15 protein-coding genes are annotated in these 14,658 nt (G+C 73.7%); 6 read left to right on the top strand and 9 right to left on the bottom strand.

Features of this window, described 5'->3' with window-relative positions:
* Positions 1-30: 30 nt before the first annotated feature.
* Positions 31-1,059 carry a LacI family DNA-binding transcriptional regulator gene (locus ACZ6Y1_RS30090; RefSeq protein WP_469636857.1) on the bottom strand — a complete coding sequence of 343 codons (1,029 nt, stop codon included), beginning with the start codon at positions 1,057-1,059 and terminating at the stop codon, positions 31-33.
* A gap of 102 nt (positions 1,060-1,161) precedes the next feature.
* Between ACZ6Y1_RS30090 and ACZ6Y1_RS30085 the strand changes: the two genes are divergently transcribed.
* The 4 genes from ACZ6Y1_RS30085 (at position 1,162) to ACZ6Y1_RS30070 (ending at position 6,107) form a co-directional block, all read left to right on the top strand.
* Complete coding sequence (locus tag ACZ6Y1_RS30085; RefSeq protein ID WP_469636854.1) at positions 1,162-2,490, top strand: ABC transporter substrate-binding protein; 1,329 nt, start codon at positions 1,162-1,164, stop codon at positions 2,488-2,490.
* Positions 2,491-2,980: 490 nt separating this feature from the next.
* Positions 2,981-3,943, top strand: a complete 963-nt coding sequence (locus ACZ6Y1_RS30080; RefSeq protein WP_469636851.1) for a carbohydrate ABC transporter permease — start codon at positions 2,981-2,983, stop codon at positions 3,941-3,943.
* Positions 3,940-4,764 carry a carbohydrate ABC transporter permease gene (locus ACZ6Y1_RS30075; protein ID WP_469636848.1) on the top strand — a complete coding sequence of 275 codons (825 nt, stop codon included), beginning with the start codon at positions 3,940-3,942 and terminating at the stop codon, positions 4,762-4,764. Before ACZ6Y1_RS30080 ends, ACZ6Y1_RS30075 begins: the two co-directional genes overlap by 4 nt.
* Complete coding sequence (locus ACZ6Y1_RS30070; RefSeq protein ID WP_469636845.1) at positions 4,761-6,107, top strand: GH1 family beta-glucosidase; 1,347 nt, start codon at positions 4,761-4,763, stop codon at positions 6,105-6,107. The genes ACZ6Y1_RS30075 and ACZ6Y1_RS30070 overlap by 4 nt, the downstream gene beginning before the upstream one ends.
* Before the next feature lie 61 nt (positions 6,108-6,168).
* Here ACZ6Y1_RS30070 and ACZ6Y1_RS30065 read toward each other — a convergent pair whose 3' ends face one another.
* The 5 genes from ACZ6Y1_RS30065 to ACZ6Y1_RS30045 all read right to left on the bottom strand — a co-directional run bounded on the left by ACZ6Y1_RS30065 (position 6,169) and on the right by ACZ6Y1_RS30045 (position 9,986).
* Positions 6,169-6,843 (bottom strand): NADPH-dependent F420 reductase, encoded by a 675-nt coding sequence (locus tag ACZ6Y1_RS30065; protein ID WP_469636842.1) that lies wholly within the window; start codon positions 6,841-6,843, stop codon positions 6,169-6,171.
* A gap of 64 nt (positions 6,844-6,907) precedes the next feature.
* The gene (locus ACZ6Y1_RS30060; protein ID WP_469636840.1) at positions 6,908-7,600 is read right to left on the bottom strand and encodes a disulfide bond formation protein B; all 693 of its coding nucleotides are present in this window, start codon (positions 7,598-7,600) and stop codon (positions 6,908-6,910) included.
* A gap of 11 nt (positions 7,601-7,611) precedes the next feature.
* Positions 7,612-7,776 carry a DUF5993 family protein gene (locus ACZ6Y1_RS30055; protein ID WP_469636838.1) on the bottom strand — a complete coding sequence of 55 codons (165 nt, stop codon included), beginning with the start codon at positions 7,774-7,776 and terminating at the stop codon, positions 7,612-7,614.
* Between the two features lie 109 nt (positions 7,777-7,885).
* Positions 7,886-9,286, bottom strand: coding sequence for a sensor histidine kinase (locus ACZ6Y1_RS30050; RefSeq protein ID WP_469636834.1), 1,401 nt, complete (start codon positions 9,284-9,286; stop codon positions 7,886-7,888).
* A 10-nt stretch (positions 9,287-9,296) separates the two neighbouring features.
* Positions 9,297-9,986, bottom strand: coding sequence for a response regulator transcription factor (locus tag ACZ6Y1_RS30045; RefSeq protein ID WP_385403751.1), 690 nt, complete (start codon positions 9,984-9,986; stop codon positions 9,297-9,299).
* A gap of 79 nt (positions 9,987-10,065) precedes the next feature.
* Here ACZ6Y1_RS30045 and ACZ6Y1_RS30040 point away from each other — a divergent pair, with 79 nt between their 5' ends.
* Complete coding sequence (locus tag ACZ6Y1_RS30040) at positions 10,066-10,605, top strand: hypothetical protein (RefSeq protein WP_469636830.1); 540 nt, start codon at positions 10,066-10,068, stop codon at positions 10,603-10,605.
* A gap of 16 nt (positions 10,606-10,621) precedes the next feature.
* Here the strand turns inward: ACZ6Y1_RS30040 and ACZ6Y1_RS30035 are convergent, their stop codons facing one another.
* From ACZ6Y1_RS30035 to ACZ6Y1_RS30025, 3 genes are all read right to left on the bottom strand, one after another.
* Complete coding sequence (locus tag ACZ6Y1_RS30035) at positions 10,622-11,248, bottom strand: methyltransferase domain-containing protein (protein ID WP_469636828.1); 627 nt, start codon at positions 11,246-11,248, stop codon at positions 10,622-10,624.
* Between the two features lie 295 nt (positions 11,249-11,543).
* Positions 11,544-12,425 carry a spermidine synthase gene (locus tag ACZ6Y1_RS30030; protein ID WP_469636825.1) on the bottom strand — a complete coding sequence of 294 codons (882 nt, stop codon included), beginning with the start codon at positions 12,423-12,425 and terminating at the stop codon, positions 11,544-11,546.
* 24 nt (positions 12,426-12,449) lie between these two features.
* Positions 12,450-12,884 carry a hypothetical protein gene (locus ACZ6Y1_RS30025; protein ID WP_469636822.1) on the bottom strand — a complete coding sequence of 145 codons (435 nt, stop codon included), beginning with the start codon at positions 12,882-12,884 and terminating at the stop codon, positions 12,450-12,452.
* Positions 12,885-13,134: 250 nt separating this feature from the next.
* Here ACZ6Y1_RS30025 and ACZ6Y1_RS30020 point away from each other — a divergent pair, with 250 nt between their 5' ends.
* Positions 13,135-14,454, top strand: coding sequence for a tetratricopeptide repeat protein (locus ACZ6Y1_RS30020; RefSeq protein WP_469636819.1), 1,320 nt, complete (start codon positions 13,135-13,137; stop codon positions 14,452-14,454).
* Positions 14,455-14,658: the final 204 nt, after the last annotated feature.

The following is a 14,658-nucleotide window of genomic DNA, read 5'->3' as shown; positions in this document are numbered from 1 at the left end:
AGCGGACCGGGCCTTCTGCGTGCCGGGGGTTCACGAGGAGTCCCGGACCACCAGCCGGTTCGGCAGGACCACGCCCGTGCCGCCGTCACCCTCTCCGCCGATCCGGTCCAGCAGCATCCGCGCCATGGTCCGGCCCATCTCCTCGATCGGCTGGCGGACGCTCGTCAGGGGCGGGTCCATGTGCCGGGCCACCACCGAGTCGTCGAAGCCGACCAGCGCCACGTCCTGCGGGATCCGGCGCCCGGCCGCGCGCAGCTCCCGGCGGGCGCCGGCGGCCATGACGTCCGAGCACGCGAAGACCGCGTCCAGCGCGGGGCGGCGTTCCAGCAGCTCGCGCATGGCCCGCCGGCCGCCTTCCTCGGTGAAGTCCCCGATGGCGATCAGCCCCTCGTCCGCGGGCCGCCCGGCGGCCTGCAGGGCCTGCCGGTAGCCGTCGAGGCGGCACTGGGCGCCGTACACGTCCAGCGGGCCGGTGATCACGGCCGTCTCCCGCCGCCCCCGGTCGAGCAGGTGGCGTACGGCCTCGGCGGCGCCCGCCAGGTTGTCGGAGTCCACGCAGGGCAGCGGCTCGTCGGCGGAGCGGCGGCCGCTGATCACCGTCGGGATGCCGAGCTCGGCCAGCATCTCCGGCAGCGGGTCGCCCGCGTGGACCGAGACGAGCAGCACCCCGTCGACGCGGTGCCCGGTCAGGTACTGGGCGAGGCGGCGGCGCTCGCGGTCGCCGCCGGCGAGGGTGAGCACGAGCTGGACGTCGGTCTCGGCGAGGGCCGCGCCGACCCCGCGGACCACGTCGGAGAAGTACGGCTCGGCGAAGAAGCGGGATTCGGGCTCGGGGATCACGAGCGCGATGGCGTCGGTCCGGTTGGCGGCGAGGGCCCTGGCGGCGCGGTTGGGCACGTACCCCAGCTCGGCGACGGCCCTCTCGACGGCGGCCCTCGTCCCCTCGCTGACCTTGGAGGAGCCGTTGATCACCCGGGAGACCGTGCCCCGGCCGACTCCGGCCCGCGCCGCGACCTCCTCGAGCGTCGGCCGTCCCCCACCGCGCGCGTGCCCGTTCATGGCTTCCTCCCGGATGTGAATCTACCTCTTGACGACCGTGGGAGCGCTCCCACATTGTGACACGCGACACCCGGCACGTTCCGTCCTTCAGGGAGGACCCCGATGCGAGCCCGAAGAACCCTTGTCACCACCGCCGGTCTGATCGGCGCGGCCGTCCTGCTCCTCGCGGGGTGCGCGGAGGATCCCGCCGAGCCGTCCGCGACCGGCGCGCCGTCCGGCGACGGGAAGGCGAAGACCACCCTCACCGTCGGGGTCTTCGGGGCCTTCGGCCTCCAGGAGGCCGGGCTCTACGACGAGTACATGGCGCAGCATCCCGGAATCCGCATCGAGCAGACCTCCATCGAGCGGAACGAGAACTACTATCCCCAGCTCCTCACCCACCTGGGCACGGGCAGCGGGCTCTCGGACATCCAGGCCGTCGAGGTCAACAACATCGCGGAGATCACCGCCACGCAGGCCGACAAGCTGGTCGACCTGGGCAAGGCGCCCGGCGTGGACAAGTCGGCGTACCTGCCGTGGAAGTGGGCGCAGGGCACGGCGAGCGCGGCCAAGGGCGGGGCCACGGTGGGGCTCGGCACCGACATCGGCCCGCAGGGCATCTGCTACCGCAAGGACCTCTTCGAGGCGGCCGGGCTGCCCACGGACCGGACGGCGGTCGGCGCGCTGTGGGCCGGCGACTGGAACAAGTACCTGGAGGCCGGCAAGGCCTACAAGGCGAAGGCCGGGGAGGGGAAGGCCTTCGTGGACTCCGCCTCGGGCGTGATGGCGGCGGTGACCGGCGGCAGCGCGCAGCGGTTCTACGACGACCAGGGCAAGGTCGTCTACAAGACCAACCCGGCGGTGCGCGGGGCGTTCGACCTGGCGGCGTCGTTCGCCGGCGAGGGGCTGAGTGCGAAGCTCCAGCAGTTCACCCCGGCATGGGACCAGGGCTTCGCGAACGGCTCCTTCGCGACCGTCTCCTGCCCGGCCTGGATGCTCGGCTACATCCAGGACAAGGCGGGCCCGACCGGCAAGGACAAGTGGGACGTGGCGCAGGCGCCGAAGCCGAGCAACTGGGGCGGCTCGTTCCTGGTCGTACCGAAGGCGGGCAAGCACGCCGAGGAGGCGGCGAAGCTGGCGGCCTGGCTGACGGCCCCGGCGCAGCAGGCGAAGCTCTTCGAGAAGCGGGGCAGTTTCCCGAGCGCGAGTGCCGCGTACAAGCTGCCGTCGGTGTCGGGCGCGAAGCACGAGTACTTCGGCGGGGCCCCGATCGGCGAGATCTTCGCGAAGGCGGCGGAGGGGGTGCCGGTGGCAGCAGTCGGCCCGAAGGACCTGGTGATCGCGCAGAACCTGGCGGACATCGGGATGCTCCAGGTCGACCAGAAGGGCCGCAGCCCCCAGGAGGGCTGGGAGGCGGCGGTAAAGGCCATCGACAACGCGCTGGCCCAGTGACCGGGCCACTCGCCTGGCCGACGGCGCGGCCCGTCCCGCGGGCCGTGACCCTGCCCGGGGCGCGGGCCGTGACCCTGCCCGGGGCGCGGGCCGCGGCCCTGCCCGGGGCGCGGCCCGAAGCCCAGCCCGAGGCGCGGACCGGAGCACTGGCCGAGGCACAGGCCGGAGCACTGGCCGAGGCACAGGCCGGAGCACTGGCCGAGGCACAGGCCGGAGCACTGGCCGAGGCACGGGCCGGAGCCCGCCCTGGAGCGCAGCCCAAGTCCCGCCCTGGGGCCTGGCCTTGGGCCCGCCCGGGGGCGCAGCCCCAGACAGGACCCGCGGCCCGCCCAGGGCCGCAGCCCCAGGCAGGACCCGCAACCCGCCCCGGGACACAGACCGGGGCCCGCCCAGGGGTGCAGCCCCAGACAGGACCCGCGGCCCGCCCCGGGCGGCGGGCCGGGGGCCGGCCGGGGGTGCGGCGCAGGGCCCGCAGTGGGGCGGTGGGGACGTGAGTGACGAGACCGTGGTGCTCTCCCCCGCCGCTTCCGCCCGCCGCCCCGCGAGGGACTGGCGGTCGCGCCGCTACCGGTGGGACGTGCGCTGGAGTCCGTACGCCTTCGTGGCGCCCTTCTTCCTCTTCTTCGCCGCCTTCGGTCTGTTCCCGCTGCTGTACACCGGCTGGGCGGCGCTGCACCAGGTGGAGCTGACCGATCCGGATGCGATGACGTGGGTGGGGCTGAGGAACTTCACCCGCCTGTGGGACGACGAGTTCTTCTGGAACGCGCTGCGCAACACCGTCACCATCGGGCTTCTGTCCACGGTGCCGCAGCTCGCGATCGCGCTCGGCCTGGCCCACCTCCTCAACCACAGACTGCGCGGCTCGACCTTCTTCCGGGTCGCGGTGCTCACCCCGTACGCGACCTCGGTGGCGGCGGCCACGCTGGTCTTCGTCCTGCTCTTCGGCCGGGACCACGGCATGGTCAACTGGGCGCTGTCCTCGGTCGGGTTCGGGGCGGTGGACTGGCAGAACGGCACCTTCGCCTCGCAGCTGGCGGTGTCGACGATCGTGATCTGGCGGTGGACCGGCTACAACGCGCTGATCTACCTGGCGGCCATGCAGGCCGTGCCGGACGAGCTGTACGAGTCGGCGGCCCTGGACGGGGCCTCGCGCTGGCAGCAGTTCGTCCACGTGACGGTGCCCTCCCTCCGTCCGACGATCTTCTTCACCTGCGTGGTGTCGACGATCGGGGCGACCCAGCTCTTCGGCGAGCCGCTGCTGTTCAACGGCGGAGCGGGCGCGACGGGCGGCTCGGACCACCAGTTCCAGACGCTCGGGCTGTACCTGTACGAGCAGGGCTGGGTGAACCTGCACCTGGGGCGGGCCTCGGCGATCGCGTGGGCGATGTTCCTGATCCTGCTGGTCGTCGCGGGCGCGGCGCGGCTGCTGCGCGGACGGGAGGCTTCCGAATGAGGTCCCTGCGTGCGGGGAGGTTCGCTTACGCGGTCCTCGCCCTGTTCACCGCCGGCTCGCTCTTCCCCCTCGTGTGGACGGCGATCGCGGCCTCCCGCAGCAGTACGCGTCTGGCGCAGACACCGCCGCCGTTCTGGTTCGGCGCCAACCTGGGGCGCAACCTGAGGGTCGCCTGGACCGACGCGCACATGGGCACGGCCCTGCTCAACACGGTGATCGTGGCGGGCACGGTGGCGGCCGGGACGGTGCTGTTCTCCACCCTGGCGGGCTTCGCCTTCGCCAAGCTCCGCTTCCGCGGGCGGCGGCTGCTTCTGTCGCTGGTGATCGGCACGATGCTGATACCTCCGCAGCTGAGCGTGGTCCCGCTGTACATGCTGATCGCACGGCTGTCGTGGACCGACCGGCTCCAGGCGGTGATCCTGCCGACCCTGGTGTCCGCCTTCGGTGTCTTCTTCATGCGCCAGTACCTGACCCGGGCACTGCCCTCGGAGCTGGTGGAGGCGGCCCGCACGGACGGGGCGAGCTCGCTGCGGATCGTGTGGCACGTCGTCTTCCCGGCCGCCCGGCCGGCGATGGCGGTGCTGGCCATGCTGACCTTCGTCATGGCCTGGAACGACTTCTTCTGGCCGATCGTCGCGCTGACCCAGAACGGCAGCCCGACGGTGCAGGTGGCCCTGACCGGGCTGGGCCGGGGCTACATCCCCGACCAGTCCGTGATCATGGCGGGCGCGCTGCTGGGCACGCTCCCGCTGCTGCTTGTGTTCCTCGTCTTCGGCCGCCGGATCGTCGGCGGCATCATGCAGGGAGCGATCAAGGGATGACGGATATCCATTTCCCCGAGGGGTTCCTCTGGGGCACGGCCACCGCGGCCTTCCAGATCGAGGGGGCGGCCGGGCTGCGCGGGCCGTCCATCTGGGACACCTTCTGCGCCACGCCGGGCAAGGTGTACGGCGGCCACACGGGCGAGGTGGCCGTGGACCACCACCGGCTGTGGCGGGAGGACGTCCGGCTCATGGCCGGGCTGGGGCTGGGCGCCTACCGGTTCTCGGTGTCCTGGCCCCGGGTGCTGGCCGGCGGGATCGGCTTCTACGACGCGCTCGTCGACGAGCTGCTCTCGTACGGGATCAAGCCGTGCGTGACCCTGTACCACTGGGACCTGCCGCAGGAGCTGGAGAGTGCGGGGGGCTGGCCCGAGCGGGACACGGCGTACGCCTTCGCCGAGTACGCCTCGCTGGTGTCGGCGGCGCTGGGCGACCGGGTGGAGCTGTGGACCACCCTCAACGAGCCCTGGTGCAGCGCCTTCCTCGGCTACGCCTCCGGGGTGCACGCCCCCGGCCGGACCTCCCCCGCGGACTCGCTGCGCGCCGCCCACCACCTCAACCTGGCGCACGGGCTGGCCGCCGCCGCACTGCCGGCGTCGGCGCGGACGGGCATCGCGCTCAACCTGAGCGCGGTGCGGCCGCTGACCGGCTCGGCGGCCGACGCGGACGCCGTACGCCGCATCGACGCCCTGGCCAACCGGATCTTCACCGGCCCGCTGCTGCACGGGGCCTACCCGCGGGACCTCTTCGAGGACACCGCCGCCCTGACGGACTGGTCCTTCGTCCGCCCCGGCGACGAGGCGCTGATCCACCGGCCGCTGGGGTTCCTGGGGGTGAACTACTACACCCCCGCGCTGGTCTCGGCGGCACCCGACGGCGCCCCCGGTCCGCGCGCGGACGGCCACGGCGGCGGGGAGCACACCCCGTGGCCGGGGGCGGAGGGGGTGGCCTTCCACCAACCGCCGGGCGAGCGGACCGACATGGGCTGGTCGGTGGACCCGACGGGCCTCCACGACCTCCTCGCGCGCTGCGCCCGCGAAGCCCCCGGCGTGCCGCTCCTGGTCACCGAGAACGGGGCGGCGTACGGCGCGGACCTGCACGACCCGGCGCGCATCGGCTATCTGGAGGCCCACCTGGCCGAGGTCCACCGGGCCCTGGCGGACGGCGTCCCGGTGGAGGGCTACTTCCTGTGGTCGCTGATGGACAACTTCGAGTGGTCCTACGGCTACGGCAAGCGCTTCGGCATCGTCCACGTCGACTACGAGACCCTGACGCGGACGCCGCGCTCCAGCGCCCACTGGTACGCCGGCCTGGCCAAGTCCGGTGTCCTGCGGCGCGCTTGAGCGCGCGGCGCCTCCGCGACCGTCCGGGCGGGGACCGTCCGGACGCCCCGGGGCCCGGCCGCTACGCCTTCGGGTGGGCGCCCTGGATGTGGAAGTTGAACTCGGAGTGGCCCAGCGATCCCATCAGCCGGAGCCAGACGGGCAGGAGCATCTCCGTGCCCCGGGCCGTCTCGATGCCGCCGAGGTCGAGGATGCTCTCGTCCTTCCAGCCGAAGGAGGAGAGCAGCTCCCGTACGGCCTTCTTCGCGTCCGCGTCCTCGCCCGAGAGGAAGACGTCGTGGTCGCCGGCGACCCGGGAGGGGTCGACCATGATCTGGCAGTTCATCGTGTTGAGGGTCTTGACCACCCGCAGTCCCGGGAAGGTGCGCTGGATCAGCTCGCCGAGACTGTCGGTGTTCACCGGGTCGAGGAACGGCGGGAACCCCTTGGAGAAGTCCAGGGGGTTGGCGATGTCGATCAGGACCTTGCCGTCCAGGTGGGCGGCGTCGGCCTCGGTCAGGGCCGCGATGCTGGCCTGCCCGCCGGTGGCGTTGACCAGGACCTCGCCGAACCGCGCCGCCTCCCGGAAGGAACGCAGCCCGACCTCGGGCTGCCCCGCGTGCCAGTCGGACCATTCGGCGCGGGTCCGGGTGGACTCCGGGTCGCGGGTGCCGATGACCACCTCGTGCCCCAGGGAGGCGAGCCGGGCGGCCACGGTGCGGCCGACGATTCCGGTGCCGAGTACTGCGTAGCGCATATCGGTTTTCCTATCGAGCGCGGGTGAGACTGCGTGCGTGCCGGGGCGGCATGCCGGTTCCAACTCAACCAGCGCGCACGGCATTCCGTACGGAGGATCCAGGATCCAAGATCGACTGGTCGGGGGTCCCCACGTCGTGGAAGAACCGGTAGCCGGTCGGGTCGTCCGGCAGGAACCAGTGGAAGCCCTCTTCGAAGAAGACGGCCACGATGCTGACGGCGATGACCAGGCCGAGGAAGGCCAGCGCGAAGGTCCCGGCCGTCCGCAGCGGGCCGGGGACGTTCGCCGGGACGGTGCGGGCCGCCGTGGTGTGGGCGAAGGCCATGACGATGCCGACGGCGACCACCGAGGCCTGGAAGAGGATCCACGCCCACACGTACAGGTGCAGGCCGAGGATCTCGCTGCCGTACCCATTGTCGCCCGGCAGGACGTGCAGCATCGTCTGCCGCCAGGACGCGAAGGAGCCGGCGATCACCGCGACCAGGGACATGCCCCAGCCCGTCATGTAGTCGCGGCCGGACAGCACGCCGTGCGACATCGCCGTGCGGACGACGTACGCCGCGCCCAGCGCGGCCAGCAGCATGAACATCCGCTGCGCGATGCAGAGCGGGCAGGGGTACTCCCACAGCCCGAACTGGTAGTAGAGGCCGCCGCAGACGACCCCCGTCCAGCCGACGGCGAAGAAGCACGCGAACCAGTACTGGACCCGGCCGAGCAGGCCGGTCGTCGGGGCCGTCTCCGGCAGCAGGGTGTGCATCGCGGCCATCGTCAGTAACTCAGGTTCAGGGCGAGGCCGCTGGTGATGTGGTGCGCCGTCAGCAGGATCGCGGCGAACAGCACGACCCACCACGCCCCGAGCACGACCGTCCGGGACGACTCCCGGTACAGGGCGACCAGTGTGGCGAGGAGGCCGCCGAAGATGAGGGTGTCCATGGAGCGGACGCTATCGATATGCGGACAATACCGCCCGCAAGGCGCGCCCCCGGTTACTTCGCGTGTCCCCTGCCGCTCCGGTCGTCCCGGTCACTTCGCCTGGCCCCGGTCACTTCGCCTGGCCCCGGCGCTTGCGCCGCCCGCCCCGCGCCCGCGGGCCGCCCGCCCCGCCCCGGCTGCCGTCGCGGCCGTCCAGGCCGATCCAGACCCGCACCTCGGTCCCGCCGAGCACCGAGCGGCCCAGCCTTACGTCGCCGCCGGTCGACTCCGCGACCCGGCGCACGATGTCCAGGCCGAGGCCGGTGGAGCCGTCGCGGGCGCCGTCGTTGCCGCGCCGCAGGGCGGCGTCGGGGTCCTCGATGCCGGGGCCCGCGTCGGAGACGAGCACGATCACCGCGTCGCCCGCGTCGTGGACGTCCACCGCGAAGGGGGTGCCCTCGGGGGTGTGCCGGAAGACGTTGCCGAGCATGGCGTCGAGGGCCGCGGCCAGTTCGGGCCGGGCCACGGGGATGCGCACCGTACGGTCCACCCCGGCGAGCCGCACCTCACGGCCCTCGTCCTCCGCCAGCGCCGACCAGAAGGCCATCCGGTCCCGGATCACCTCGGAGGCGTCGCACCCGGCGTTCACACCCGCCCCGCCGAGTCCGGCCGCGGGGCGCTGCTCGCGGGCCGTGCGGATGATCGTGTCCACCTCGCGCTCCAGCTGCTCCACCGCCGCCCGGGTCTGTTCGGCGGCCGGGCCGTCCCCCAGCGAGGCCGTGTTGAGCCGCAGCACCGTCAGCGGGGTCCGCAGCCGGTGCGAGAGGTCGGCGGCCAGCTCCCGCTCGTTGGCGAGGAGCTCCACCACCTGGTCCGCCATCGCGTTGAACGCGACGGCCGCCGAGCGCAGTTCCTTCGGCCCGGCTTCGGGGACCCGCGCGCCGAGCTTGCCCTCGCCGAGCTGGTGGGCCGCGTCCGCGAGCCGTTCGGCGGGCCGGACCAGCCGTACGCCGAGCCGGTCGGCGACCGCCACCGAGCCGACGATCAGTGCGAGGGCGACGCCCGCGAGGACCGCCCATGCCGTGGTGACGCCGTTGCTGACCTCGTTCTCCGGTACGAGGATCTCCACCACGGCGATGTCCCCCGAGCCGAGGGCGGTGGGCTGGAGCAGCGCCGAGCCCCCGCCCGCCACGGAGGCCGTCGTGGCCCGGCCGAGGCGCCGGGTCGTCGCGACGGCCTGCTCGCCGGCCCAGCCACCGCCGATCTCCACGGGGGCGGCGCCGCCGATCGCGGGCACGTGGACGGCCATCCGGCGGGCGGCGCCCATCTGCGTGGACTCCACGGCCTTCCGCAGCTGGACCGGGTCGGTGGTGATGGACAGGGTGGGCCCGATGGTGGCGGCCTGCCGTTCGGCGTTGGAGAAGGCCCGGTCGCTGGCCATCTCCTGGACGACGAGCCCGAGCGGCACCGCGAAGGCCACGACCACCATGGCGGTGACCGCCAGGCACACCTTGACCAGCGCCCACCTCACAGCGGCCTGCTCACTGCGGCGGCTCCAGCTTGACCCCGACGCCCCGCAGGGTGTGCAGGTAGCGGGGCCGGGCGGCGGTCTCGCCGAGTTTGCGGCGCAGCCAGGACAGGTGGACGTCGATGGTCTGGTCGTCCCCGTACGACTGCTGCCAGACCTCGGCGAGCAGCTCGCGCCGGGCCACGACCACCCCGGGCCGCCCGGCGAGGAAGGCCAGCAGGTCGAACTCCCGCCGGGTGAGGTCCAGAACGGTCCCGTCGAGCTCGGCCTGACGGCGCAGCGGATCGATGGCGAGCCCGCCGACGCGCAGCACGCGCGAGGGCGGCTCGGCGCCGGCGGCCGCGCGCGAGCGGCGCAGGACGGCGGCCATCCGGGCGGAGAGGTGCTCCACGGAGAAGGGTTTGGTCAGGTAGTCGTCGGCGCCGTCGTTGAGCAGCCGGACGATCTCGGTCTCGTCGTCGCGGGCGGTCGCGATGATCACGGGCACGTCGGTGATGCCGCGCAGCATCTTCAGCGCCTCCGACCCGTCCAGGTCGGGCAGCCCGAGGTCGAGGATGACGACGTCGAAGCGGTGGTGGGCGACCTCGCGCAGGGCCTCCAGGGCCGTGCCGACGCTCCGCACGGTGTGCGAGGCCTCGGTCAGGTGCCGGATGAGGGCGGAACGTACGAACTGGTCGTCCTCGACCACGAGCACACTTGCCATGGCCCGCACCGTAGCCCATTGGGGGGACCCACCGGGGTGTCGGGACGGTCTTGTGACGGGTGGTGCAGTATGTGCCCTGATGCAACGAGGACTTGTACATGCCATGGCATGGGTGCTGGCGACCGGGGCGGCGGTGACCCTGTCGTGGTGGGGCGTGCACACCGTCATGTCCGGCACGGCCTACGATCCGCCGCTCGCGGTGCCGCTGGCCGCGGCCCAGCCGCTGTCCTCCTCGACCCACCGCTCGCTGCCGCAGGGGTCGGCGTCCCCGTCGGAGTCGCCGTCGCCCGGCCCCGCGACGCCTTCCGCCACCGGGCCCTCCGCCGATCCCTCGACGGGCAAGCCGTCCCCGAAGCCGTCGGCCTCCCCCCGCGCGGGCAGGCAGGAGGAGGCTTCGGGCAAGGTGCAGGCCTATCCCGTCTCCGGCGGCCGGGTCGTCTTCAGCCTCGGGGCGGCCTCGGCCGAGCTGGTCTCCGCGACCCCCGCGGCCGGCTGGCGGATGCAGGTGTGGAAGCAGGACTACTGGATCCGGGTCACCTTCACCAGGGACGGCCGCGAGGTGTCGGTGTTCTGCACCTGGCACGACCACCCGCCGCAGGTGGAGATCATCGACCCCTGACCGAGGGCTCGCGCGGTCAGGCGGGGACCTTGCCCACCAGGACGAACTCGTTGTACGGGAAGACCTTGCCCATGGCGCGGGGGAAGGGGAAGGAGTACGTCTGCTCCACCGCGACCCCGGCCCGCGCGGCGTGCTTGCGCAGCTCCTCGAAGCCGACCCAGCGGATGTGGGTGGCGTCGGAGCGGAAGCCGACCTCCTGCGGGGTGATCAAGACGACCGAGCCGCCCGGCTTCACCAGCGGGAGGTACTGGTCCAGGATCGACGCCGCCGTGTCCTCGTCCAGGTGCTCCAGCAGGTGCGCGGCGAGCAGGCTGTCGAAGGAGCCCGGCCCGCAGTCCGGGGCGGCGGCCAGCTCGTCGGGGGTGTAGGCGGTCAGTCCGCGCTCGCGACAGGTCTGCACGGAGTGCGGGTTGTGGTCGACGCCCACGCTCTGGGGGCCGCAGTTGAGCAGGTTGCGGCCCAGGCCGCAGCCGACGTCCAGGACGCGGCCCAGCTTCAGCCGCTGCAGGTTCCACTTGTACGGCGCCTGCGTGGGCAGCAGTTGCTTGATCCCCGACTTCTCCAGACGGGCGAGCCGGCGGGTGTAATCCGAGCCCGCCGTGCTGGGGGTGGACTCACCGGGGGTTGCGGGGGAATCAGACATGACTTCGCTGTCTCCTGAAACGCGTTGCAGAAGGGCGGGCCCCGTTCGGAGCCCACAGGCTGTGCAGGCGGCGGCCTCACCGGGAGGCCTGGGACGATCATACTGTGATCCGAATTACAGCACCCGAGACCGGCGGGCCCGGAACGGGGCCGGTCGGCGCCCTCCCGGGCCGGGCAGGATCCGGAAAGACGGCCTCGGTGTGGGGCGGAAAGCCCGCACGGCCCCCACCGCGCCCCGCACATACTCTCGCCGCACCGGACACCGCGGGCCCCGCACAGGACTTTCGCGACAACCCCTAGCGGAACACCGACGGCGGCGGCTGCGGCGAGGCCACCGCCGAGGCGTCCGCGACCGGGGCCGCGCCGCCCGCGAAGTCCGCCAGGGCCCGGCCGTGCTCGACCCGCCCTGGGTGCGGGTCGCTCGCGACCCGGCGGGTGAACTCGGCGACCGGCAGTTCACGGTCGGAGGCCACCAGCACGGCATTGCCGAAACGCTTCCCCCGCCACACGACCGGATCCGCGGCCAGCGCCAGCTCGGCGAACCGCGACGCGGCCGTCGCGATCTGGCCCCGCAGGTGGGCCAGCGGCGGGCCGTCCGCCAGGTTGGCCACGTACCACCCGGTGGGCGCCAGGGCACGGCGTACGTCGTCCAGGAATTCGGCGCTCGTCAGGTGCGCCGGGGTGCGCGCCCCGCTGAACACGTCCGCGATCACCAGGTCCGCCCAGCCGTCCGGCACCTTGGCCAGCCCGGCCCGCGCGTCCACCGCCCGGACCCGGACCCGCGCCTGCGGGTCCAGCGGCAGGTGTTCCCGTACGAAGGCGACCAGCGCGGCGTCGATCTCCACGACCTGCTGGGTGGAGCGGGGCCGGGAGGCCGCGGTGTACCGGGCCAGGGTGAAGGCCCCGCCGCCCAGGTGCACCACGTTCAGAGGCTGGCGGGCGGGCGCGACGAGGTCGATCAGGTGCCCGATCCGGCGCTGGTAGGCGAAGTCCAGGTACCCGGGGTCGTCCAGGTCCACGTGGGACTGCGGGGCCCCGTCGATCAGCAGGGTCCACGCGCCCGGACGCTCCCGGTCCGGCTCCAGCTCCGCCCGGCCGCCGTCCACGCGCCCGACGACCGCCTCGGCGCCGCCACGGCCGCCGCGCTGCTTGCCCTTGCCTCTGTCCTTGCCTGCCACGCGCCCATTATCGCTGGTCAGCGGTCAGCGGCAGTTGTCGGCGGCCTCGATCAGCCGGGCCGCCTCGCCCAGCGCCGCGCGCAGCACCGCCGGATCGGTGACCGGCCCGACGGCCTCCGGCGGGAGCAGCCAGCCGGTGGCGCCCGCGGTGGGCGAGACGGCGTCGCCGAACCGCACTCCGCGCCCGTCTGTCTGCGTACACGCGCTGCCCGGCAGGTCCCAGGCGTCGGCGGTGCCGGGCGGGACGAGGAAGCCGAGGGTGTCGCCCGACCCGTCGTGCAGGACCGGCCCGACCCCGGCGGGGCTCGCGGCGCGGCGGATGATGTCCACCGCCTCCAGCCCCTGCCGGGCGGGCACGGTCACCAGGTCCAGATCCGGGGCCGGAACCAGGGCCGGAACCGGGCCGGGGGCCGGGGCCCGGCCGGGCTCGGGCGCGGTGTTCGTTCCAGTGCTCTCCATGCCGCCCTCCACCAAGGGGAACCCCTCCTCGATCCGTATCCGCATGGGTTCAACGCACGGGAACGTCAACGGGTGCGGCGGCAAGACGCCGCAAAGGATGGCAGTTCATGGCGGATCGCGGGTGAGATATCCGTTTTGTAGCCAAACACCGCATCAACAGCCCCGCTCTGGCGGTACGTTCATGCGCGCCGGGCCCCACCTCACCCGTCACAGCACCGGCGCTGGGTTCCTTGCCAGAGAGGCCACGTCCATGGCGGCGTCCCCCCACTCACCCAACTCCACCTTCCGGCGGCTGCGCGGGCAGCACTCCCCGGCCGAGTTCGCCGCGCTGGTGCGCCGGGCCGCGAAGGAGATCGGCGAAACGGTTTCCTGCGACGCCCGCTACATCGGCCGGGTCGAGTCCGGCGAGATCCGCTGCCCCAACTACGCGTACGAGCGGGTCTTCCTCCACATGTTCCCCGGCCGCGCCCTGGCCGACCTCGGCTTCTCCCCGCGGGAGGCGGTTCGTGGCCGCTCGGCGCAGCGCGACCCCGACCCCTTCTCCACCCTCACCTCCCCCACCCCATCCAAGGAGAGCGACGTGCTGCGTCGCGCGTTCATGGCGGGCGGCTCCGCGACCGTGGCGGCCGCGACGCTCAGCCTCACCCTGCTCGGCGACACCCGCCGCTTCCCCTCCCGCGCCGGTGAGTCCGAAGCCGCGGCCGTCGAGGACGCCGTCCGCCAGATCCGGCTGCTCGACGACCGGCACGGCGCGGACGCCCTCTACCGCAGGGCCGCCGAGCCGCTGCGCACCGCGTACGCCCTGCTCGACGCGGGCGCCACCCGGCAGTCCACCGAGGACCGGCTGCACGCGGGCGCCGGGGAACTGGCCGTCTCCGTCGGCTGGCTGGCCCACGACTCCGGCCGCTTCGACGACGCCCGCTCGCACTACGCGGAAGCCCTCGCCACGGCCCGGGTGTCGGGGGACGCGGCCCTGGAGGCGCACGCGTTCAGCAACATGGCCTTCCTGGCCCGGGACTGCGGGCGCTCCCGCGAGGCGGTACGGGCGGCCCAGGCGGGCCGCCGGGCCGCCCGCTCGCTGGGCTCACCGCGCCTGCTCTCCCTGCTGGCCCTCCGGGAGGCGGGGGGCTGGGCGGGGCTGTCCGACCGCAAGGCGTGCGAGGAGGCGCTGACGCGGGCGCACACGGAGTTCTCCCGGGGCCCGGCCGGCGCCGACCCCGAATGGATGTCCTTCTTCGGCGAGGCCGAGCTGGAATCGCTGGAGTCCCGGTGCTGGGCGGCCCTCGGCGAACACGCCCGCGCGGCCCGGCACGCCCGGCGCGCGGCCGACCTCCAGGACCCGCACTTCGCCCGGAACGTGGCCCTCTACACCGCCGAGCTCGCCGGCGACCTGGCCCGCGCCGGGGCGCCCGACGAGGCCGCCTGGGCGGGCGGGCGGGTGCTGGACCTGCTGACCGAGGTCCAGTCCACCCGCATCCGCGCGATGCTCTCGGAAACAGCCCGCACCTTGCTCCCCCACCAGCGCTCCCCCCGCGTGGACGCGTTCCTGACGAGGCACGCGGCGGTCTGACCGCGGCTCAGTTGCCGGGTGCGGCGCCGTTCCGGGGGGCTCCGCCCCCGCGCCCCCGCGCCTCAAACGCCGGCGGGGCTGGGTGGTGTCCCCGGGCGGGACCGGCCACTTGGGGCGGGGCCCCTCCGGAGTGACTCCTCGTCGTCGCGCCTGCGGCCGCGGCAAGACCGCCGGGCCCTGTTGCGCGCTCCTCCTGCGGGGACC

Source organism: Streptomyces sp. NPDC053432, from assembly GCF_055585365.1.
The sequence above is the reverse complement of the archived record's forward strand: the minus strand, read 5'-3'. Positions and strand labels throughout refer to the sequence as shown.

Bases quoted from the DNA above. Each gene is read 5' to 3' on its own strand.
- ACZ6Y1_RS30090 (WP_469636857.1), bottom strand. From the start codon at position 1,059: ATGAACGGGCACGCGCGCGGTGGGGGACGGCCGACGCTCGAGGAGGTC.
- ACZ6Y1_RS30085 (WP_469636854.1), top strand. From the start codon at position 1,162: ATGCGAGCCCGAAGAACCCTTGTCACCACCGCCGGTCTGATCGGCGCG.
- ACZ6Y1_RS30075 (WP_469636848.1), top strand. From the start codon at position 3,940: ATGAGGTCCCTGCGTGCGGGGAGGTTCGCTTACGCGGTCCTCGCCCTG.
- ACZ6Y1_RS30070 (WP_469636845.1), top strand. From the start codon at position 4,761: ATGACGGATATCCATTTCCCCGAGGGGTTCCTCTGGGGCACGGCCACC.
- ACZ6Y1_RS30065 (WP_469636842.1), bottom strand. From the start codon at position 6,843: ATGCGCTACGCAGTACTCGGCACCGGAATCGTCGGCCGCACCGTGGCC.
- ACZ6Y1_RS30060 (WP_469636840.1), bottom strand. From the start codon at position 7,600: ATGCACACCCTGCTGCCGGAGACGGCCCCGACGACCGGCCTGCTCGGC.
- ACZ6Y1_RS30055 (WP_469636838.1), bottom strand. From the start codon at position 7,776: ATGGACACCCTCATCTTCGGCGGCCTCCTCGCCACACTGGTCGCCCTG.
- ACZ6Y1_RS30045 (WP_385403751.1), bottom strand. From the start codon at position 9,986: ATGGCAAGTGTGCTCGTGGTCGAGGACGACCAGTTCGTACGTTCCGCC.
- ACZ6Y1_RS30040 (WP_469636830.1), top strand. From the start codon at position 10,066: ATGCAACGAGGACTTGTACATGCCATGGCATGGGTGCTGGCGACCGGG.
- ACZ6Y1_RS30035 (WP_469636828.1), bottom strand. From the start codon at position 11,248: ATGTCTGATTCCCCCGCAACCCCCGGTGAGTCCACCCCCAGCACGGCG.
- ACZ6Y1_RS30025 (WP_469636822.1), bottom strand. From the start codon at position 12,884: ATGGAGAGCACTGGAACGAACACCGCGCCCGAGCCCGGCCGGGCCCCG.
- ACZ6Y1_RS30020 (WP_469636819.1), top strand. From the start codon at position 13,135: ATGGCGGCGTCCCCCCACTCACCCAACTCCACCTTCCGGCGGCTGCGC.